At 48.7% G+C, this 21592-nt stretch carries 8 protein-coding genes; 3 read left to right on the top strand and 5 right to left on the bottom strand.

From position 1 onward, the window contains the following. Nucleotides 1-27: 27 nt before the first annotated feature. The 4 genes from KWJ01_RS06135 to KWJ01_RS06120 form a co-directional block, all read right to left on the bottom strand. Entirely contained in the window at nucleotides 28-1407 is a 1380-nt protein-coding gene (locus tag KWJ01_RS06135; protein ID WP_224995549.1) for an NAD(P)/FAD-dependent oxidoreductase, read from the bottom strand. Nucleotides 1408-1450: 43 nt separating this feature from the next. Next, complete coding sequence (kynU, locus tag KWJ01_RS06130; RefSeq protein ID WP_224995548.1) at nucleotides 1451-2752, bottom strand: kynureninase; 1302 nt, start codon at nucleotides 2750-2752, stop codon at nucleotides 1451-1453. Between the two features lie 188 nt (nucleotides 2753-2940). Continuing rightward, nucleotides 2941-3474 carry a 3-hydroxyanthranilate 3,4-dioxygenase gene (locus tag KWJ01_RS06125; RefSeq protein WP_224995547.1) on the bottom strand — a complete coding sequence of 178 codons (534 nt, stop codon included), beginning with the start codon at nucleotides 3472-3474 and terminating at the stop codon, nucleotides 2941-2943. A 248-nt stretch (nucleotides 3475-3722) separates the two neighbouring features. Next, nucleotides 3723-7916, bottom strand: a complete 4194-nt coding sequence (locus tag KWJ01_RS06120; RefSeq protein WP_224995546.1) for a SprB repeat-containing protein — start codon at nucleotides 7914-7916, stop codon at nucleotides 3723-3725. A gap of 823 nt (nucleotides 7917-8739) precedes the next feature. On the opposite strand from KWJ01_RS06120, the gene clpB reads away from it, so the two are divergent. Next, nucleotides 8740-11361, top strand: coding sequence for an ATP-dependent chaperone ClpB (clpB, locus tag KWJ01_RS06115; RefSeq protein WP_224995545.1), 2622 nt, complete (start codon nucleotides 8740-8742; stop codon nucleotides 11359-11361). A gap of 185 nt (nucleotides 11362-11546) precedes the next feature. Here the strand turns inward: clpB and KWJ01_RS06110 are convergent, their stop codons facing one another. After that, nucleotides 11547-12338, bottom strand: coding sequence for an outer membrane beta-barrel protein (locus KWJ01_RS06110; protein WP_224995544.1), 792 nt, complete (start codon nucleotides 12336-12338; stop codon nucleotides 11547-11549). 526 nt (nucleotides 12339-12864) lie between these two features. Here KWJ01_RS06110 and KWJ01_RS06105 point away from each other — a divergent pair. Both KWJ01_RS06105 and KWJ01_RS06100 read left to right on the top strand, forming a co-directional pair. Then, complete coding sequence (locus KWJ01_RS06105) at nucleotides 12865-20364, top strand: gliding motility-associated C-terminal domain-containing protein (RefSeq protein WP_224995543.1); 7500 nt, start codon at nucleotides 12865-12867, stop codon at nucleotides 20362-20364. Between the two features lie 3 nt (nucleotides 20365-20367). Beyond that, nucleotides 20368-21282, top strand: coding sequence for a type IX secretion system membrane protein PorP/SprF (locus KWJ01_RS06100; RefSeq protein ID WP_224995542.1), 915 nt, complete (start codon nucleotides 20368-20370; stop codon nucleotides 21280-21282). Nucleotides 21283-21592: the final 310 nt, after the last annotated feature.

The following is a 21592-nucleotide window of genomic DNA, read 5'->3' as shown; positions in this document are numbered from 1 at the left end:
ACTCCCTACCCGCTACCCCATTCGCAGCTACTGGCTAAGCTCCTGCAATACAGGTAACCGGCTGGCTATTTCTTCAAAATCCAGTGACTGCCAGCGCTCCTCAATCCTGGGTTGCGCCATAACACCATCCATGATCTTATCCTGCAGGCGACCCCGCTCCTGGGCATCGGAGTAACGAATGTTGCTAAAGGTAACCATGCTGTAAAGCGGCATCCAGTGGTTAGGATAGCGGCGGTGCAGCTCGGCTTCTATCTTCTTCCGCAGCAAAAATTTTTCATCGGCAACACTATGGCGCATTTCCACAAAATTTGCCATCGCTAATTCCTGAATAGCATCGGCATCGGGGCGGCGCAGCTGCTCATAGGCAGGCAGTACCTTTTCCCAGTTGGCCTCATGCTCATCTACCAGCTCCATAAATACCCGTACATCCTCAAAACCGGCATTCATGCCCTGTCCGTAAAAAGGCACAACGGCATGGGAGGCATCGCCTACCAGGGCTGCTTTGTTGTAGCGGGTCCAGGGATAGCAGCTAATACTTACCAGTGATGAGGTAGGGTTCTGCTGAAACTCTTCCTGCAGTTCCGGCATCAGGGGCACTACATCGGGAAACCAGCTGTTAAAGAAACCGGCAACCTGCTGGTCATCGGTTAGCTTTTCAAAGGCTACATCTCCCTCAAAAGGCAGGAAGAGGGTGCAGGTAAAGGAGCGGTCCATGTTTGGCAGGGCGATGAGCATAAAATTGCCGCGGGGCCAGATGTGCAGTGCATTGGGCTCAAGCGCCCACTCACCCCCGGCTGTGGGTGGTATGGTAAGTTCTTTGTAGCCCCAGTCGATGTACGACTGGCTGTAGTTAAAGCGATCGGTGCGCTGCATGGCTTTACGCACGGCCGAGAAGGCACCGTCGGCACCAATGATCAGGTCGGCTTCTATGTTCACCTCGCTCATTTCTTCTGCCGCTACGGTAAAATAGGCAATGCCATGCTGCAGGTCTACAAAGGTGCATTTGTGGCTGAAGCGGAGCTTTACCCCATGCTTTTCGGCAATTTCCAGCAGGAGCTGGTTAAGGCGCCCGCGCGATACGGAAAAGATGGCTTTATCGTCGGTGCTGTATGCCTGGAAGTTTGTTTTGCCCTGTTTGTCGTGCATCATGCGGCCCTTCATGGGTACTACATGCTCACGTACCTGGTCGGCTATGCCCAGGAGCTCCATGGCACTCCAGCCACGGGTGCTCACGGCCAGGTTAATCGATCTGTTCTCTTTTAGCTTTACCTTGCGGATGTCGGTTCGCTGCTCATAGAGTGTAACATCAAAGCCTTTGCGGGCAAGAAAAGTAGCGTGAAGTGCACCTACCAGGCCACCACCCAAGACGGCAACCTTTCCCTTATACTTCTTAGAAAAATCAATCATAAAATACAGAGGCAGCCCTTAGCTGCCTGTTAATCCATAAAAATTACCCTACTACTTCCTGTAGTGCGCGCTCAAAGATACGGCAGAATACATATACATCCATAAACGAGTTATAGAGGGGTGCCGGCGCTACCCTGATTACGTTGGGCTCGCGCCAGTCGCCAATAACACCGGCACTGTCGATCTTATCGAAAACAGCCTTGCCTCCCTTGTGTACAAACAGCGAAAGCTGGCAGCCCCGGGCCTCAGGCTGGCTGGGGGTAATGATCTCGATGCCCCATTTATCGCAGCCAATGCTGTTGCACAGCATCCATTCCAGGTAGCCTGTCAGCTGCATACTTTTCTGGCGCAGCTGTTCTATGCCTGCTTCTTCAAACATATCCAGAGAGGCGCGCTGGGCTGCCAGGGGTAATATGTTGCTGTTGCTTAGCATCCACCCATCGGCGCCGGCAATAGGCTTAAAGCCTTTTTCCATTTTAAAGCGCTCCTCCTCGTTATGCCCCCACCAGCCGGCAAAGCGCGGAATATCAGTATTGTTGATGTGCCGCTCATGCACAAAAGCGCCTGCAGTGCTGCCAGGCCCGCTATTGAGGTACTTATAACTGCACCAAACGGCAAAATCGGCTTCCCACTCGTGCAATTGCATGGGCACATTGCCAATGGCATGCGCCAGGTCGAAACCGGCAAAAGCACCTGCTTTATGCGCAGCACTGCTGATGGCCTGCATATCAAACACCTGACCGGTATAGTACTGAATGCCGCTGAATAGCACCAGGGCCAGGCTTTCCTTATGTTCGTCGATGGCTGCCAGAATGTCTTCGGTGCGGAGGGTATGCTCGCCGGCGCGAGGGTTAACCTCTATGATAGCATCCTGCGGAGTGTATCCATGAAAGCGTACCTGCGATTCTACTGCATACTGATCGGATGGAAAAGCACCGCCCTCCATCAGGATTTTGTAGCGCTGCCCGGCAGGCCGGTAAAAGCTTACCATCATCAGGTGCAGGTTGCTGGTGAGGTTATTCATGGCTACCACCTCCTGCGGCAGTGCTCCCACCAGGCGGGCAAGCGGCTCTCTTAGCAGCTTGTGATAGGTAAACCAGGGTTCTTCGGCATGAAAGTGGCCATCTACCGCATACTGTCCCCACTTCTGCAACTCGCGCTCCAGGTAGTTGCGGGTAGCTTTAGGCTGAAGGCCCAGCGAATTACCGCAAAGGTAAATGGCTGTTCTCATGCCTTCCCTGGAATCATCAGCTACAATCGGAAACAAAAAGCGTTCCCTGAACCGGGCCAGGGGGTCTTGCTGGTCTTGTTCTCTGGCAAATGCCTCGGTATTTTGGTATTGCATAGGTTTAAGGGGGTGTGGGGTATGTAGTATCGGGTATGAGGTATGAAGTAGTGAACCCAGGCTGCAAAGTTGATAGATCCTGTGTTAGCAGGTTGCCAAAGTCACTGCATAAATGAGAAAGAATCATAAATGCAGAAAGGCCTGATGCCAGCTACAGCAGAAGCTCATACCCCATGCCCCATACCTATTTAACTTCCCTGCGGGGCTTGTGGTTTTTCCATATAGGTACCGCAATTATCGCAGCTGCGTAAATCATCATTGCTCCAGAAGCGCTCCATGATAATGGGAAGTTGCTCTACAATGTCGGTAACCATGGCATATTCTTCGTAGAGTTTGTGGCCGCAGTTTTCGCAGTACCACATAAAGCCATCTTCCATTTTTTCGGGGCGGATCTTTTCTACCACCAGGCCAACCGTGTTGGCGGGGCGGCGTGGGCTGTGGGGTACATTGCCCGGCAGCAGGAACATTTCTCCGGGGCCTATCTTAATGTCTACCGGTTTTCCGTCTTCAATGATCTTTACGGTTATTTCACCCTCTATCTGGTAAAAGAGTTCTTCGGTAGCATTGAGGTGATAATCTTTGCGGCTGTTGGGGCCGCCAACGATCATCACTATAAAATCTTTGGTTTGGGTATAGATTTGCTTGTTGCCTACAGGCGGTTTCAGCAGGTGCCGGTGATCTTCAATCCACTGGCTTAAATTAAGGGGGCGTGTTACACTCATGCCTCAAAAAATTTAGTTCGGGTTCAAGTTACAAAAGTTAATGTGCTAATGCGCAAAATGTGTATAAGTGCTAACGTGAAAATATAGGCACAGGGTTATTGTGCTGGTGATTAGTGCATTTGCGAATACAGCCAGGTGTTATCAGGTCCCGAGGTGCTATCAGGCATGCAAATTATCAGAAACAAAAAAAACCGACCCTCATGAAGGGCCGGCTTTTTATCAGAGGAGGAAATCTCACTTTTAGATTTCTAGTATATGAATAACTGTTTGGTGTACTGGTTATTGTAGATGCTTACGCTCACCAGGTAGCTGCCGGGAGCCAGGCTAGGTAAGCTTAGCTGCACCTTATTACTGCCTGGGGTTACTGCCTGTGCTATCTCGTATACCTTCAGGCCTGTAAGGGTTCTGATGGTAAAGGTAGCTGTAGTACTAACAAACAGGTTCTCAATTTCTGCAGTAAGCACCTGGCCGGCAGTTAGCGGGTTAGGGTACAGATTCAGCGACATGCCTGGTCCTAACACACCATCGTAAGATGGGTTCTCACTAACCGGAGGTGTTCCGGTAGCAGCAGGGGTTGCTTTGCCGTAGTACACACACTGGCCAGCTTTGTATGCAACCATCTGGCCACAAAGGGCAGGGCTGTCGGTACAGCTATCGGTGTTGCACAGGCTGTAGGTAATGGTAAAGCTCTCATTGTTGCCAAAGCCCTGGATGTTATCAACCTTGATACCATAAACCCCTGTGGTAGGATCGAGGCCTACAGACATTGGCCAGCCTCTTGAGTTGTTCATGCTGCTTACTTTGCCGCATGGTACTGCTACCTCAAAGTGCGACAGGTCGTAGCGGCAATCGCTACCTGCATTTACTTTGAGTGTGTAGGTGATGCAGCTGCCGGTAGTGCTTGCACTGATAAGGTCGGTGCTGAAGCAGCCGTCTGTACAGGCAGGTGTTTTAGGCGTAACTACGGTTACAGTTGCCTGGCCTACTGCCATGCCTTCGCCACAGTTACCACTTACGCTTAGCAGCTGGTAAGTAGTGGTTTTGAGCGGCTGCACGTTTAACACATAAGGGTTTGCCGAGGTAGTTAGGCTGTAGGTTTGCTTGCCATCTGTATAGCTGAAGGTGTAAGGTGCATTTCCGCTGAAGTTTACGGTGATAGCGGCAGACTGGCCTGCGGCGATCATTGTATCCATACAATCTTCCATGATGGCGGCTACCTCGTTGTTATCAGTTACTTCCGGTACGGCAAAGGTTGCTTCTTTAGAGCAACCAGTGGCATCAATAACTGCCACGGTGTAGGAATCAACAACTAAGCCTGTAATGGTGCTGCCGGTGGCGCCTGTGTTCCACTTATAGGTATAAGGAGCAACGCCACCTTCTACCTCAATGGTTAAGCTTCCGTTAGGCATACCGCAGGTGCTTGGTGCGCCACCCAGTAAGCTTATGTAGATCGGAGCAGGTTGTCTGATTTCAAAAGCAACTACATCATAGCAGCCCCTGCTGTCTGTTACACGCACAGAGTATACACCAGCGGCAAGGTTGCTGGCAGAAGCCGAGCTTAAACCATTGCTCCAGTCGTAGGTGTAAGGAGCGCTGCCGCCGCTTACCTCAATGGTGGCACTGCCATCTGCAGCACCAGAACAGCTTGCCTGCTCTACATTTGCATGCAGTACCAGGGCACTTTCGCCCAGGGTTACTTCTGTATAGGCAGTAGTAGTACATCCGTTGCTGTCTGTTACCACCACATTGTAAGAACCGCTTACGGCAGGTGTAACAGAGGCGGTTGTTTGGCCGGTGCTCCACAGGTAAGTGTAGGGGCCGGTGGTGCCATAAACCAGTGCGCTAAGCTGCTGCGTGGTGCAGTTACCGGTATTGGTAATGCTTACGGCAGGAGCCTGCTCTTCAAGAATGGTAAAGGTTTTGCGGGTAGAGCAGCCTTTTGCATCAGTCACCACTACAGTGTATTGTCCGGCCTGTAAATCTTCCAGGTGGTTACCTTCTGCACCGTGTGTCCAGCTGTATGTATAAGGAGCTGTTCCGTTCTGAGCTTCTATGCTAATGCCTCCTAAACCATGGCAGTTAGCCTGAATAATTTCAGTGGCAGTTACTGTAATGGCAGCAGGGCTGCTAATGGTTGCAGTAACTGTTTTGGTACATCCGCTTTCGTCGGTAACCACTACAGTGTAAGTGCCTGCACCAACATTGCTAAGATCTTCTGTGCTGCTGCCGTTAGACCATTTGTAGGTGTAGCTGCCTGTGCCGCCGCTTACCGAAAGGTCTATGCTGCCGTTGGTATCGCCGTAGCAGTTGGGTTGTGTAACAGCAGTAGTAGCGTTTATGGTGCTGCCTATTTCATCTACCTGTATATCGGCAGAGGCAGTACAGCCATTCTGATCGGTGATGATTACGGTGTAGTACTCGCCGGCTTCTGCGCCAATGCTGCCTGTGGTAGCACCAGTGCTCCACTCATAGCTGTATGGGGCTGTTCCGCCGCTGCCTATTGCTGTAAGGGTGCTGGTGCCGCAGGAGCCTCCGCTGATCTGTACCTGTGGATAGTTAGGCTCTTTGATCTGGAAGGTGCGGCTGCTTGAGCAGCCCATATCGTCGGTAACTGTAACGGTATAGTAGCCAGGCTCCAGGTTTTCTATACTTTCGCCGCTAGCTCCATGCAACCAGGTGTAGGTGTAGGGAGCTGTACCGTTGGAGGCAGAAACCGTGAGGCCACCAAGGTTACCCATGCAGTCGGCCTGTATTATTTCAGTAGCCACCACACTTATTGCCTGTGTAAGCGGTACTGAAATTCTTGCAGTAGCACTGCAGCCACCGGCATCTGTAACGGTAACAGTGTAGCTGCCGGAAGAGATGTTCTGTAAATCTTCTGTAGTGCTTCCGTTAGACCAGCGATAGGTGTAGGAACCGGTGCCGCCAATAACATTCAGATCGATCCAGGCATCTTTACCATTGGCGCAGCTGGGGCTGGAGTACTCATAGGTTATTATCACAGGCATGCTTGTACCGCTGGTAGTGGTACTGGCAGTGGTGGTGCAACCGGCGGCATCTGTTACGGTAAGGGTATAGGTGCCGGCGGCTTCGGGCGTAATTGAATCAGTGGTTGCGCCGTTGCTCCAGCTGTAGGTGTAAGGGGCAGTGCCGCCACTAACGGCAGCATTAATGGCAGAGGCAGTACAGCCGCTGTTGCCGCCGCTTAGGCTAAGCTGCAGTGCGCTGGAGCCCTGTATGGTGTAGCTGCCTGTTAAAGTGCATTTGTTGGCATCGGTGATGGTAACCGAATAAGTGCCGGCAGCAAGGTTATTGATATTTTTAGTCGTGGCACCATTGCTCCAGGTGTAGGTGTAGGGAGCAGTACCACCACTCACCGCTAAGGTTAAGCTGCCATTGTTGTTGCCGCAGCTTGTGTGGCTGGTAGTAGCCTGTGCCAGCAGCGCCTGTGGCTGTAGCACTTTAGTGTTTAATACCAGTTTTTTACTGGCGGCATCTGTAACCGTGAGGCTGTAATTGCCAGCGGCTACGTTACTCAGGTTGGCAGTAGTGGCACCGTTGCTCCAGCTGTAGGTGTAAGGTGCTTTACCACCTGTTAAGCTAAGCTGTACGCTGCCGGTGTTCTGGCCAAAGCACTTTATGTTGGTGGCTGCCAGACTGCCGCTCATGGGCTGGTATGGAGGGGCTGCAGTGCTGTAGTTTACGCAGGTGCCGGCCTTGTATGCTACCAGGAAGCCGCAGTAGGGGTCGCTGCCGCCGCATGCAGTGGCGCATAATGTATAAGTAACGGTAAAGCTGCCGGCCTTGCGGTCTTCGCCAAATCCCTTGATGTTATCTACCTTAATGCCGGTTATGCCGGTGGTGGGGTCGGTGGTGCCAATTTCCATAGGCCAGCCTTTTGAGTTGCTGGCTTCGGTAACGCGGCCGCAGGGTATGGAAATGCTGTAGTGAGAGAGCGCAGAGCTGCAGCTGCCGTCATTCGTTACCTTAATGGTGTAGGTGGTGCAGGAGCCCACCGTTTCCTGCTTCACGATCTGGCTGTCGAAACAGTTGTCAGAACAGTCTTTTCCGCTGGCAGGTGGTGTGCACTGGTTTACTGCCACAGTGGCTGTGCCACAAACCTGGCCTGCGCCACTGGCATCCTGCATGCTCACCAGGCTGTAGCTGCGGGTAGTAGTGGGCGAAACCTTCAGTTTATAAATTTTATTGGAAGTGCTAACGGTGTGTACACAAGTTTCATCGCTGTATCGGAAGGTATATGGGGCCTGACCTTCCAGTGACACAGTTAGATTTGCTGTTTCTCCTGCACAGATGGGCTGATCGGCGCAGCATTCCAAACTGGCAGAAGCCTGTCGGGCCGCACCAGGCTGGGCAAATACTGCACCAGGCGCAAACAACAGCAGCAGGCATGGCCAGAGCGTCGTAAGTAGCAGTTTTTTCATAAAGGAATAGTTTAGTTGAAAGGGGCTAAATCGCTGCAAAGCAATGGCATTACGAAAATCGTGCTGCGGCATTAAGAAGTTCGCAATGTAGCAAGCGTATTTATCCGTTCACAAGTTTTATAAAAAGACGGAGACCCCGAAATAAAGGATGGGCAGGGCTGGGTGCTTGCTTGAACGGTGTGTGTAAGTTTTGCTACAGGCGGGGAGGTCATTAAATCAGCAGCTCTCTCAATTTTATACTTTTGCCTTATCTAACTAGAATAAAAGGCGGTATTTGTTAGTGAGTTACTGATCTGTACTATCCATATATTTTGTAATAATCCAGTATTGAGCAGGACTTGCAGGTTGGAAAAGTCTATTTCTGCCCAATAGAGCCCATATGTGCTGTTGATAGACCTGAAAATTATTGTTGAATAGGGGTGATGTGCTTACGTAAGTAGGATTTCCGTTCGTTATGACCATTCCTGGCAATGCAATTGGGTCTAAAAATCATGCCGATGTACCAACATGGAGATAGATCCGGCACAGTTCCCGGCATTGTGCAAGCTTAGTTCGGTTCCGGCTCGTTAAAAGCAGGTGTAAGTCTGAAAGCTGTAAAGGCCATAAATAGTCCCAAAAGCTACCCCAGCCCTGGGGCAGCTTCTGGCAGTACAGCATGCCTGTCCGGGAGCTTTTCTTTTTTGACTAATGTGCCAATAAGTAGCCATTATGTCTGATTTGTCATTATATTTTCTTTAAAAAATGACATTATGTCTTGAAAATAGCAGAACATTTAGCTTGGTGCAGCATTTGATATTATGCTGATGAAAATAAGATAGAACCTATGAACTTCGAAAAATATACAATCAAGGCACAGGAGGCCATTCAAAAGTCTGGTGAGGTTGCCGTTGGCAATCAGCAGCAGGCAATTGAGCCGGGCCACCTGCTAAAGGCACTGCTGACGGTTGACGAAAACGTAGTGCCTTACCTGTTGAAAAAGCTGAACGTTCACCGCCTTCAGCTCGATAATAAGCTGGATGAGCTCATCAAGGGCTATCCAAAGGTAAGTGGCTCACAGCCCTACCTTTCCAATGCTTCTGCTGCTGCCCTGCGCAAGGCAGAGGATTACCTGAAAGATTTTGGCGATGAATTCATAGCCATTGAACATATTATCCTGGGTATTCTGAATTCAGGCGACCGTGCCGGTAAAATTCTGAAAGATCAGGGTGTAAGCGAAAAAGACCTGAAAGCCGCCATCAAAGAACTGCGGGGTGGCAGCAAGGTAACAGATGCAAACGCTGAGGCTAAGTATAAGTCGCTGGAGCGTTACTCTAATAACCTGAACGAGATGGCCAAGCAGGGCAAGATAGACCCTGTGATTGGCCGCGACGAAGAGATTCGCCGCGTGCTGCAGATCCTGAGCCGCCGTACCAAAAACAACCCAATTCTGCTGGGTGAGCCTGGTGTGGGTAAAACCGCCATTGTAGAAGGCCTGGCCCAGCGTATTGTGCAGGGCGACGTGCCCGAAAACCTGAAGAGCAAGCAGATTGTGGCCCTGGATATGGGTCTGCTGGTAGCAGGTGCCAAGTACAAAGGTGAATTTGAGGAGCGCCTGAAAGCAGTGATCAAGGAGGTGCAGGACAGCGCAGGGGAGATTATCCTCTTCATCGACGAAATGCACACGCTGATTGGTGCAGGCGGCGGTGGCGAGGGTGCCATGGATGCGGCCAACCTGTTGAAACCAGCCCTGGCCCGTGGCGAGCTGCACACTATCGGTGCTACCACGCTTAAGGAGTACCAGAAGTATGTGGAGAAAGACAAAGCCCTGGAGCGTCGATTCCAGTCAGTGACTGTAGATGAGCCAAGCGTGCCAGATGCTATCTCTATCCTGCGGGGTATTAAAGATAAGTACGAGCTGCACCACGGTGTGCGGATTAAAGACGATGCCGTGATTGCCTCTGTAGAGCTTAGCCAGCGCTACATTACAGAGCGTTTTCTGCCAGACAAGGCCATTGACCTAATGGACGAGGCCGCTGCCAAGCTGCGCCTGGAGATCGACTCCATGCCCGAAGAGCTCGATGAGCTGAACCGCCGTATTATGCAGCTGGAAATTGAGCGCGAGGCCATTCGCCGCGAAAAAGACATCGATAAAGAAACACAGCTGACCCGCGAAATAGCCGATCTGAACGAGAAGCGCAGTGGCCTGAAAGCCAAGTGGGAAAGCGAAAAAGAGGTGGTGCAGGGCATCCGCCAGACCAAGGAAGATATTGAACGCTTTAAGCTGGAGGCCGAGCAGGCCGAACGTTCGGGCGACTACGGACGTGTAGCCGAGATCCGTTATGGTCACATCCGCGAAGCCGAAGAAAAGCTTAAGGTACTGCAGCAGAAAGTTAAGGAGCTGAACCAGGGCAACTCTCTTATTAAAGAAGAGGTAGATGCCGAGGATATTGCAGAAGTAGTAGCCCGCTGGACCGGCATTCCGGTAAGTAAAATGCTGCAGAGCGAGCGCGAAAAGCTGCTGCACCTGGAAGAAGAGCTGGGCAAGCGCGTAGCCGGACAGAAAGAAGCCATCGAAGCCCTTTCTGATGCTGTGCGCCGCAGCCGTGCCGGTCTGCAGGATCCTAAGCGCCCTATTGGGTCGTTCATTTTCCTGGGTACAACCGGTGTGGGTAAAACCGAGCTGGCCAAAGCCCTGGCTGATTATCTCTTCAATGATGATAATGCCATGGTGCGCATCGATATGAGTGAATACCAGGAGCGCCATGCGGTAAGCCGCCTGGTGGGAGCGCCTCCCGGCTATGTAGGTTACGATGAAGGCGGACAGTTAACTGAGGCGGTGCGCCGCAAGCCTTATTCAGTAGTATTGCTGGATGAGATCGAAAAGGCACACCCCGATGTGTTCAACATCCTGCTGCAGGTGCTGGATGATGGCCGCCTAACGGACAACAAAGGCCGTGTGGCAAACTTTAAGAACACCATCATCATCATGACTACCAACATTGGTTCGCACCTGATCCAGGAGCGCTTCAGGGAGCTGAATCCTTACAACGAGGATGAGGTGGTGGAAAGCACCAAGAATGAGGTGATGGAAGGGCTGCGCAAGCAGGTACGTCCGGAGTTCCTGAACAGGATCGACGAGGTAATCATGTTCCGCCCGCTGGATAAGAGCGTGATCCGCCAGATTGTGGACATCCAGTTCCGCCTGATTAAGCAGCGCCTGGAAGAAAACGGGGTGAAGCTGGAAGCCACCGACGATGTGCTGGACTACCTGGGTGAGGTAGGTTTCGATCCAACCTTTGGTGCCCGTCCGCTGAAGCGCGTAATGCAGCGTGAGATCCTGAACCCATTGAGTAAGGAAATTCTGGCCGGCCGCGTGAATAAGGAAGATGTAATTGGCGTAACCCTGAACGACCAGCGCCACGTCGAGTTCCTGAACCTCAACGAGGTTCAGATTGAAGAGGAGTAATAGTGAGAAGGTTAGATAACAGAAAACCCGTGCTCTGTTGAGCCGGGTTTTTTGTTTTATACATTGTCCCGTCCTGACATAGCGATACACAAAAAGTAACACTATAGAAAGAAGGAGTAGACTTAAAGGTATCTTCTGTAGTGGATGAATCAGCAGGCAGGGTGTTATACGCTTGTCTTGAGTATCTAACGTCTTTTGATTTTACCTTTCACAAAAATTGCTCTAAGGTCAAAATCTCTTGAGTAACCAGCGGATACGGCAAATATATGATTCACAGCTTCCAGATTTTCTGTGTAATCAAACAATCCAAAATCACCTCCATTCTTTTCTCCCATATAGGTTTTGCCTATACCCAGACTTGTGCGCAGATCAACAAATATATGGTTGGAAAAGCCAAGGTCAAAGAGTACGCCTCCGCCAAAATCAAGCGACATCTGTAGTCTGTTTGGGTGAGCTACATACATACTGTTAATATAGGAGCCTTGTGATTCATTGAAATGAATATCATAAGGCATAGGATTCATGCTAGTGTTTTCTTCAATTTCGCTGGAGGCTATACGGCCACTTCCGCCCAGCCAGTAATTAAAGCTAGGGCCTACATTCATATATACTTCCAGGTGATTTCCCCTAATTGCCTTATGCTTGCTTAGGCGCAGCATAATTGGCATATTAATATAATGGTAGGACGATCTGTTGGTAACCCGGCTTCGATAAGGGTCTGTTCGAACCACATGGCGCCCTATTCTGCTGTACAAAAATTCAAATTGGATAGAGTATAACTTGTTTGCTTTATAATTAGCGGCAATTCCTCCATGATAGCCTGGTACTATATAAGAAGTATGGCTGGCTCTGTAGTCTGATTCTGCAAAGCGGGTAAGACTCACGTGGGTGCCTGCCTTAGGGCCTATACTTAACTGAGCATGAACCGGGTGTAGTCCATATATAGAAATAAAAGTTAAGAGCAGAAATCTGATCATGGTTATTCTTAATGATACAGATGGCAATTTAGTAGGCAGACCGTTAGAAAATAAGTTAGTTTCATTCAGGAACTTACAGTGCTATTTGGGTATAATTAGCTCAAATAGTATAAAATCATGGCATAGATGCACTCATAAATGCCTGTTTAGTACCTGTCTGAAAGGTTTTAGATGTAATGTTAATCCAGCTTTTGTTTCAATTTTTGAAGACATACAAGTTGATAACTGGAAAAAAAGTCCAGTTCTGAATTCTTCTATGTATGTGTTTGAACATTGATTTTTGTATGTATGCTTTTTCTGGACTTAGAGGACAAAGGCTGTAAATCAGTGGGATCAGATCAAATTTTAAAAGCATTTGATGAATCTTGACGGATAAGCGATCTATAAAGTTGGAACGTGTTTTTAAAGTTTTTTGAAAACTTTCGTTTTATAGATGTAATCTTGGTGGCGTAGGGTTTTGTTATTTAGGCGAGGGCTTAGATCTGCAGGAGGCTGTACCTTGTGACTTCAATTAGGCACATACCCTATGAAGTATTTTTACCTCTCGCTACTACTCTTATTTACCTTGATGATGAGTGCTGGTGATCTAGCAGCTCAGGAAGCTTGTGCAAATGGAATCGACGATGATGGAGATGGATTTATAGACTGCTATGATTCTGAGTGCGCGGGTTCTGTTAACTGTAAGGATTTCTTTATTGGTGCAGGTGCTGCCTGCGAAGCACAACCCACCCAGTTTCCTACCTTCTCAATTGAACTGGCCTGGAAGTCTGCAACAAAAACTGCAGCAACATGGGCAAGGCCTTCCATTGGAGATATGGATGCAGATGGGTATCCTGATGTAATTGTAACTAACCGTCCGGAAAAAACTGTCTCTATTATTAACGGTAAAGATGGTTCCTTAAAACAGAAGATCAGCCTGTCGTACGAACCTGAAGAAGGGGTTGCCATGGGCGATGTAGATCGGGACGGGTATGGTGAGTTTTTTATTTCCGGTAGAAACAGAGCACTGGAGGCATATAAATATAACCCTTCAACCAAGCAGTTTTACAGGTTGTGGAATACAAACACCAACGCTTCTGGCGGTCATGAGAAAGGAAGACCTGTTGTTTTGGGTCTTGCCGACTTTAATGAAGATGGTAAGGTAGAGTTATATTATAAGAACGAAATAAGGGATGCCATCAGCAGTACACGCCTGGTAAACGGAATAGGAAACTGGGAGCACGAAGTGAGCTTTGGACCTGTGGCTGTAGATATTTTACCTGATTCAGATTGTGCAGACTGCAAGGGGCTGGAGCTGGTTTCCGGAGGAGTAATTTATGCAGTGAGCTTAGGTGGAGGTGCACAGGATGCCGGCAACCTAACCGCTGTGCAGAAAATGCCAGGCTATTTTATCAAAGAGTCTGGCTGGAATGAAAATTACAGCTCCAGCAGTGTTGCAGATTATAACCTGGATGGATACCTGGATGTACTGGCAACAGGTGCTACCGGTAATAAATACGGGCCTACAACAGTGTTTTTCTGGGATGTTAAAAATAATGTAGTTAGAACTTTTGCTGACCCGGGTAATAACCTGCGAGGAGCCGGTCGCCTGAACATTGCTGATATTGACGGTGATGGCAAACTGAACGTCACCTTTGTTTCCGGCATAAAGCTATTTGCGCTGAACGAAGATTTTAGCCTGAAATGGCAAAAAGCCATTAATGAAGTTACCTCGGGTTTTACTGGCTGTACCGTATTTGACTTTAATGGCGATGGAGCCTACGAGACAGTGTATCGGGATGAAAAGTTTCTGTATATAATAAACGGTACTAATGGCAACAACTACGGTACACCCATTCGCTGTAACTCTCGTACTTCATCAGACTATCCTGTTGTTGCAGACGTGAACGGCGATGGTGCAACCGAAATTTGTGTGGTTTGTAATACTGATGATGGTGTAGATGTAAACGTAGACCCAAAAATAAACGAAGGAGAAGTAAGGATTTATAAATCGAAGGGCGAAAGCTGGGTGCCTGCCCGTAAGGTGTGGAATCAGCATTCTTATTTTAACGTAAACATAAACGACAACCTTACCATACCCCAAGTGGTGCAGAAACACCACCTGGTGTTTTCATCGGCAGATTGTGCTGTTGGCGCTGGCAGGCCGCTTAATACGTTTCTAAATCAGTCGCCGTACCTGAAAGCCAATGGCTGCCCTAGCTACGGAGCTGCAGACTTTGTGGTGCTGCCGGCTACCTTTAAGATAAAAGCACCAACATGTCCTGATAAAACCTTTACGGTTTCTTTTCAGGTACGCAACGATGGTGACATAACAGTATCTGGCGATGTTCCTTTTAGTTTTTACAATGGTAATCCGCTGCAGGCAGGAGCTGTAAAGCTGGGCACCACCACCACCTCGGTAACCGACATGGCGCCGGGCGATACGCTAACGGTAACCGATGCACCCATCACCGGTCCTGGATCTGAGTTTCATCTGTATGTTGCTTTCAATGATGCTGGTACCACACTGCCTCCTATCAAACTACCCAATGGAGGCATACCAGAATGTGATGCCGGAAATAACATCTTAAACGGGCTGGTAACCCCACTGCCCATGACGGTAGAAATTGTAAAGGTGCAGGATAACATCAGTTGTGGTGCAAGCTCATCACAGGGTTCTGGCCAGCTTAGGGCATATGTAAAGAAAGATGGCAGCGAAATAACTACCGGGTATTCATTTACCTGGTATGCCGGAACCAGCACCACCGGAACACCAATTGCCACAGGGCCCCTGGCGGCTAACCTTCAGTCTGGTACTTACACCGTTTTTGCCACGCATGTGGATGCTGGCTGTAGTTCTGCTGCCGAGCAGGGGATAGTTGGCACTACTACTGCAGAGGTAACTGTTCAGGTTTCAAAAGTAAGTGATGTTACCCGTTGCGATAAATCTAATGGGGTGCTGGAGGCAAAAGTCTTTTTGAATGGCATTGCCGATGATGCCGCCAATTATAATATTTCCTGGTATAAAACATCAGACCCAGGTACAGCTGTTGCTGTTGGGCCCCAGGCTACCGACTTGGTGGCTGGTACGGCATATATTGTAAAGGCAGTAAGTAAAGCCACGGCTTGTACCGGTTTTGAAAATGCAGGTGGGGTGGAAAATAAAACTCCTGCCATAACACTTTCGCTCACCTCCCTTGAGCATATACTTTGTAGTAACAACAGCACCAGCTCCGTAACTGTGGCTGCCGGAGGTTCATCTTCTTTGCAGGTTAAGTGGTATACCGGTTTAACTGCTAACAGCGCAACCGAGATAGCTGCCCATTTAAATAAAACTACTGTAACCGGACTGGCTGCCGGAAATTATACAGTTGTTGCAATAGAACCGAATTCAAAATGTTCTTCTCCTGAATTAAGGTTCAGCATAGATAACCAAATCAGTTATCCAACTGTAAATGCTGTTACCACAGCCAATACTGCCTGCTCGGCCGCCCTGGCCAACGGTGGGGTGCAAATAACAGTAAGCCCTGCAGGTAATTATAAATACGAATGGTTTGCTGGCAACAGTACTACTGCTCCTGCAGTACCAGCAGCAAAAATCAATGCTTCAGGTTCTCTGGTAAATGTAAGTGGCGGTGATTACACCCTGCGGGTAAGCAATACGGATAATGGCTGTGCCACCACCCGCTATTATACGGTGCCTAATACACCTGCTACTCCGGCTATTGCCAATGTGCAGACTGTTGATAATAGTATCTGCGATAAAGATCTGGCAACAGGTGGTCAATACAACGGCTCTATCGAAATAAAAAGCCTTACCGTTGGCAGTGCCAGCATCACCAACTTTACAGGCTATACCTTTGCCTGGTACAGTGGCAATACCACTAGTGCATCTGCGCTGTTGCAGAATAACGCGTCAGCTACCCTGGCTAATCTGGATGGCGGTACCTACACAGTGGTAGCAACAAATACCCAAACCGCTTGTAGTTCTGCCAAAAAGGTTATTACGCTAGGAGAGAATCTTCCTACTTTTTCACTGGCCTCACAGGTTACCCAACAAACCTCCTGCGATGCTGCCCAACCTAACGGTCGTATTGTGCCTACTCTTGCCAATGGTACCGCGCTGGGTACTGAATACACAGCAAAATGGTATACGGGCACTCAGGCAGTTCCTGCAAATGAGCTGCCTGGCAGCCAGCAAAATGGACTGGAAGCCGTTAAGCTGCCGGGAAACAGCAGCTATACAGTGGTAATAACTAATACTACCACAGGTTGTACTGCCACACATACGGCTAACGTACAGCAACAGCTTAGTCAACCTGTTGCAAGCTTAGTGGTTACACCAATTACAGATTGTCAGAACAGAGGTAAGCTAACTGCCAGTGTTGATGGTGGTGCAAGCCCGGCTAACTATACCTTTAGCTGGTATAAGGGTAATGCGGTAACAGGTACGCCAATTTTAAGCGGCACAGGAGCATCTGTTTTAAGTACCATCAATGGAACAGATCCGCTGCCTGCGGGCGAGTACACGGTATCGGTAACGAATAACCTTACCCACTGTACAGCACTGCCAAAAACTGAACGCCTGCAAAGTCCGGCACCGGCATTTGTACTGGATAAACATGTAACGCCGGCTTCGGGCTGCAGTGGTACCGATGGTATAATTGATGTTTGGGTAGATCAGAATGGTACCCATGTAACCAGTGGTTATACCTTTACCTGGTACAAAGGAGAGCCCACTAACTTACCAGCAGATTTTTATAGCAGTCCAGAAATAGCATTTCCTGGCTCACCGGTAGCAAGCGGTCCGCAGCTACATTCATCAGATCCTGGTAATTATACACTAGTGGCCGAAAATGTCAGTGGTTGTAGAGAATATATGGTGGTGACACTAAATGCTGTAAATGCCCCTATGATTATTGATACCCAAACAGCAAATGTTACCAGTTGTATTGCTGCTAATGCTAATGGCAAAGTTGAAATTATCATCAATCCGGCAAGTGGTTATGACTACACAAACTACGAGTTCTACCTGTTTGAAAATATGCAGAGGAGCCCTGAGGTGTCTGATATTACATCTTCAACGCCAAAACTGGTTCCTACAAGTATTACTGGTCCTGCTGAATTCACCAATCTTGCAGCAGGTACTTATAGCGTGCTGGTAATTGAGAATATTACCGGTACCAAGTGTTTTTCTGCTAAGACCTTTGAGATTGAACAGGAGGCTCAGGCACCTGAATTTAAATCTATTATAGTGAAGGCTAATCAGCATTGTTCAGGAGCTGCCAATGGCGAGCTACAGGTAACGGTTACACCCAAAGAGATTACCCCCATTGCATCTACTTATACTTATATATTGAGAAGGGTATCAGATAATGGAGAACAGGCACGCCTGAATGCCCAGGGTGTAAGTGTAACTATTCCAAACCTACCTGCTGATAAATATACGCTGGAGGTAATTGCAGATGCCACTGGTTGTTCCGCAACCACCCAGGAGCAGATAGAACTGCTATTTACACCAACACTTGCGGATATAACAGTTTCTACAACTTCCAATAGCCAATGCATACCGCAAAACGGCAAGCTGGAGGTAACGGCAGTAACACTTGGCGCTATTACCGACTACACCTTTGCCTGGTATACCGAAGCAGGCTATGCCAGCGGAACCCCAATCAGCGGACAAACCGCTGCTGTAATCAGCGACCTTGCACCTGGTACCTACTATGTGGTTGCCACACTTATTAATAATATAGGCCAGGGCCTGGGTTGTGATTCTAACCCAGCCACTGCTACCATTATTGATGATACCAGCATACCCGAAATAACAACAACCGCTGTAGCCAATACCAGCTGCAATCAGGCTACTCCTGACGGTAAAGTAACAGCGAAGGTAAGTATGCCTGCACCTGCTACTGTACCTGCTGCTGGCTATAGCTTCAGTTGGTTTAAGCTGGATGCAAGCGGTGCAGAAGTGGCAGCCGGCGGAACTGTAAATACTATTGATGCACAAACCGAAGAACTTTCCGGTTTGGGAGCCGGTACTTACAGGATTTATATTACCAACAACGATACCGGCTGTAAGTCTGTAGAGGAAGTGGTGTTAATGGATGCTCCTGTAGCGCCACAACTGCAGCTGGCCAGCTCACCACAGGATGAATGTAATCCCGTAGGTGCTGTATGGGTAACACAAGTCGATCCAGATGGTACCGACTTCAGTAACTACACCTTTACCTGGTACCAGGGAGATCCAGCCCTGGGGAATATAATGCCCGGCAATACCTACCGCCAGGATAACTTAGTAGCCGGCGAATATTTTGTTGTAGCAACACGTATTTCTACAGCTACAGGAGGAGGCATAGGCTGCTTCAGTGCAGCCACGGGTGCCAGGGTTGAATACACAGCTACAGATCCATTCATAGTACTACAAAACCACAGCATGAAAACCAGCTGTGTTGCTAATAATGGAGTACTTTCAGTAACTGCAGATGGTGCTACATCGGGCTATACCTTTGCCTGGTATACGGGCCGTACAGCAACAGGAACATCAATCGGCAACCTTGCCAGCCTGTCTGGGCTTGATGCAGGCACTTATACTGTTTCAGTGTTCAACCCTGCAACGGGCTGTACAGCTACTGAAACATATAATGTAACAGCAGATCCTTACTTTCCGGTAGTATCAGTATCAAAAAGCGATGTAACTGTGTGCCCAGATCCTGCCCGTGGATTTTTACCAAACGGCCAGGCCCTGGCCCGTATTGAAAACCCCGATGCCAGCAGACCATATCGTTTCCACTGGTTCCGTGGTGAGCATACTGTCTATCCTATCGCAGGCCTGAATCATCAGGATTTTGTAGCTAATACACAGCCAGGGCAAATCTTAGATGGCCTGGAAGCCAATGTGAAATATACGCTGTTTGCTGTAGAGGCTTTCTCTCCGAGCTTAGGCTGTACGCCAGCTCCTGTATTGCTGATGCTCGACGATAAGAGTGTAGTCCCAACTGCAGAAGTGCAGGTGCAGGCCGTCATGTCACGTTGCGACGATAACAGGCCTAATGGTCAGCTGGCAGCATTTGTAAACGGAGGCATTGCCGGTTATAGCTTTGCCTGGTTTGAGAGCTCCAGCGGTCAGCTGATCAGCAATGGTAATGTAGCCAGTTACCTGCTGGCAGATGTGGATTATAGATTAGTTGTAACCAACATACAATCAGGCTGCAGCACAAGCAGTATTCATCGTGTGCCACGGGAGGTAGCGCCGCTTGTGCTACTGCCTACAGATGTACAAATGCTTCCGCAAACCAATTGTGGAGTGGGAAATGGTATGCTAATGGCATCGGTTGGTGGCGAAACAGCTGGCTATAGCTTTATCTGGAAATCTCTGCTTCCAGGTAGCTCAGGCACCGAATATGCATCGGTAACAGGCCCTGTACTTGGCGGGCTGGCTTCGGGCAGGTACCAGGTGCAGGCCAGGAACATCGAAACAGGTTGTGAATCTGAGCCAGTGGCTATTGAGGTTACCACGCAGTTTACCTACCCTGAATTTGTGCTGGATATTACCCCCGGCCTTTGCGATGGCAGCAGACCAGGATCAGTACTACTCTCTGGCCCAACAGTAGCCCGGGTGGAGTGGTACAATGAAAGAGGTGGGCTGGTACAGGATGGTGGCAGTATCGTTGAGTTGCAGCCAGGAAACTATACTGTTGTAGCCTACAACATGGATGATTGCTCAAGCTCCCAAGACTTTAGCATACAGACGGATATTAATATTTTCAACTCAGTAACCCCGAATGGTGACGGACGCAATGATTACTTTATTATTGATTGTATAGAAGATTTTCCTACCAATAATGTGAAGATATTTAATCGTGCCGGTACCCTGGTTTTTGAAATGAATGGCTATAACAACTTTGAAAATACATTCACAGGCCTTGGTAACAGGGGTATCTATGTAACCGGAAATGAGCTGCCGGTTGGTACTTACTTCTACATTGTTAATAAGAATGTACCCGGACATAAACCATCATCAGGATACCTGGAGCTTATTCGCTAACACATGAAAATAAGATCAGTATATATATTCGCTTGTTTACTGTTAAGCATGTCGGTTTATGCCCAGCAAAGGCCGGTGTTTTCGCAATATATGTTTAACGGGCTGGCAATAAATCCTGCTTACGCAGGTAGCCAGAAGCAGTTTAATGCTACCATGCTTATCCGCAATCAATGGGTAAATATGGAAGGAGCGCCCAAAACACAAACCCTTAGTGCCCACAGCAGTATTGATAAAAAAAATATTGGCCTTGGGCTAATGCTGTACCGGGAGCAGATTGGTGTACACGCCGATATGGGCCTCTATGCCAGCTATGCCTACCAGATTAAATTTAAGCGTGGCAGGCAGCTGGCCCTGGGCTTGCAGGCAGGTTTCAATAACCTGATTTCAGATTTTGGTAAGTTGAATAGCAAGCATCTGGACGACCCTTTGCTCCAGCACATCCGCAACTTCAATCCCAATTTCGGAACCGGTGTATATTATAGTACTCCCAGCTTTTATGCGGGTTTATCAGTGCCTTATATGATCAATAATAAATTGCAGGATGCCATTCAGGAGAGCCTTACCACCGACGGAAGAGAAGCAAGGTATTACTTCTTTAACATGGGGAAGGTATTTGATGTGCATCCTGACGTAAAGGTGAAGCCTTCTGTACTTGTGCGTATGCAGGAAGGGGCACCCCTTGGTGCCGACCTTAACGTTAACTTCTTTTTGCATAACCTGATCAATGTGGGCACCTCCTGGCGCACAGGAGATGCAGTAATCTTTCTGTTCGAGCTTCACCTGAATGAGAATTTCAGCTTTGGGTACTCCTACGACATGGTTACCTCCAGTCTGCACCGCTATACCCGCGGCTCACACGAGTTAATCTTAAATTACCGCATTCAATTAAGCCCGCAGCCCTGCCACTCTTACTTCTAAGAAGATAGGCGAGGATGGCTATACAGAAAAAGCAGCTCTGGAAGATATTCCGGAGCTGCTTTTCTATTTATAGTATGCTTACTAGATCTGTTGTGAGATGATTTTATCTTCTGCCAAAATGGTTCAATGCAGGCTGCGGCCGCGTGGCACCTGCTGCAATCTTCTGCTCACAATTTAGCGCAGGCATACCTGGCAGTTCTAAGTAAGATGATGGGCGTTATTATTGCAGGCTTTAGCAGTAAAGCACACTATAGGCCGCTTTGCCTGATGATGCACATATAAGGGAGGAACAAGGCAGAGTAACTACACA

The sequence above is a fragment of the Cesiribacter sp. SM1 genome (genome assembly GCF_020178975.1).
Lineage (GTDB): Bacteria > Bacteroidota > Bacteroidia > Cytophagales > Cyclobacteriaceae > Cesiribacter.
The sequence above is the reverse complement of the archived record's forward strand: the minus strand, read 5'-3'. Positions and strand labels throughout refer to the sequence as shown.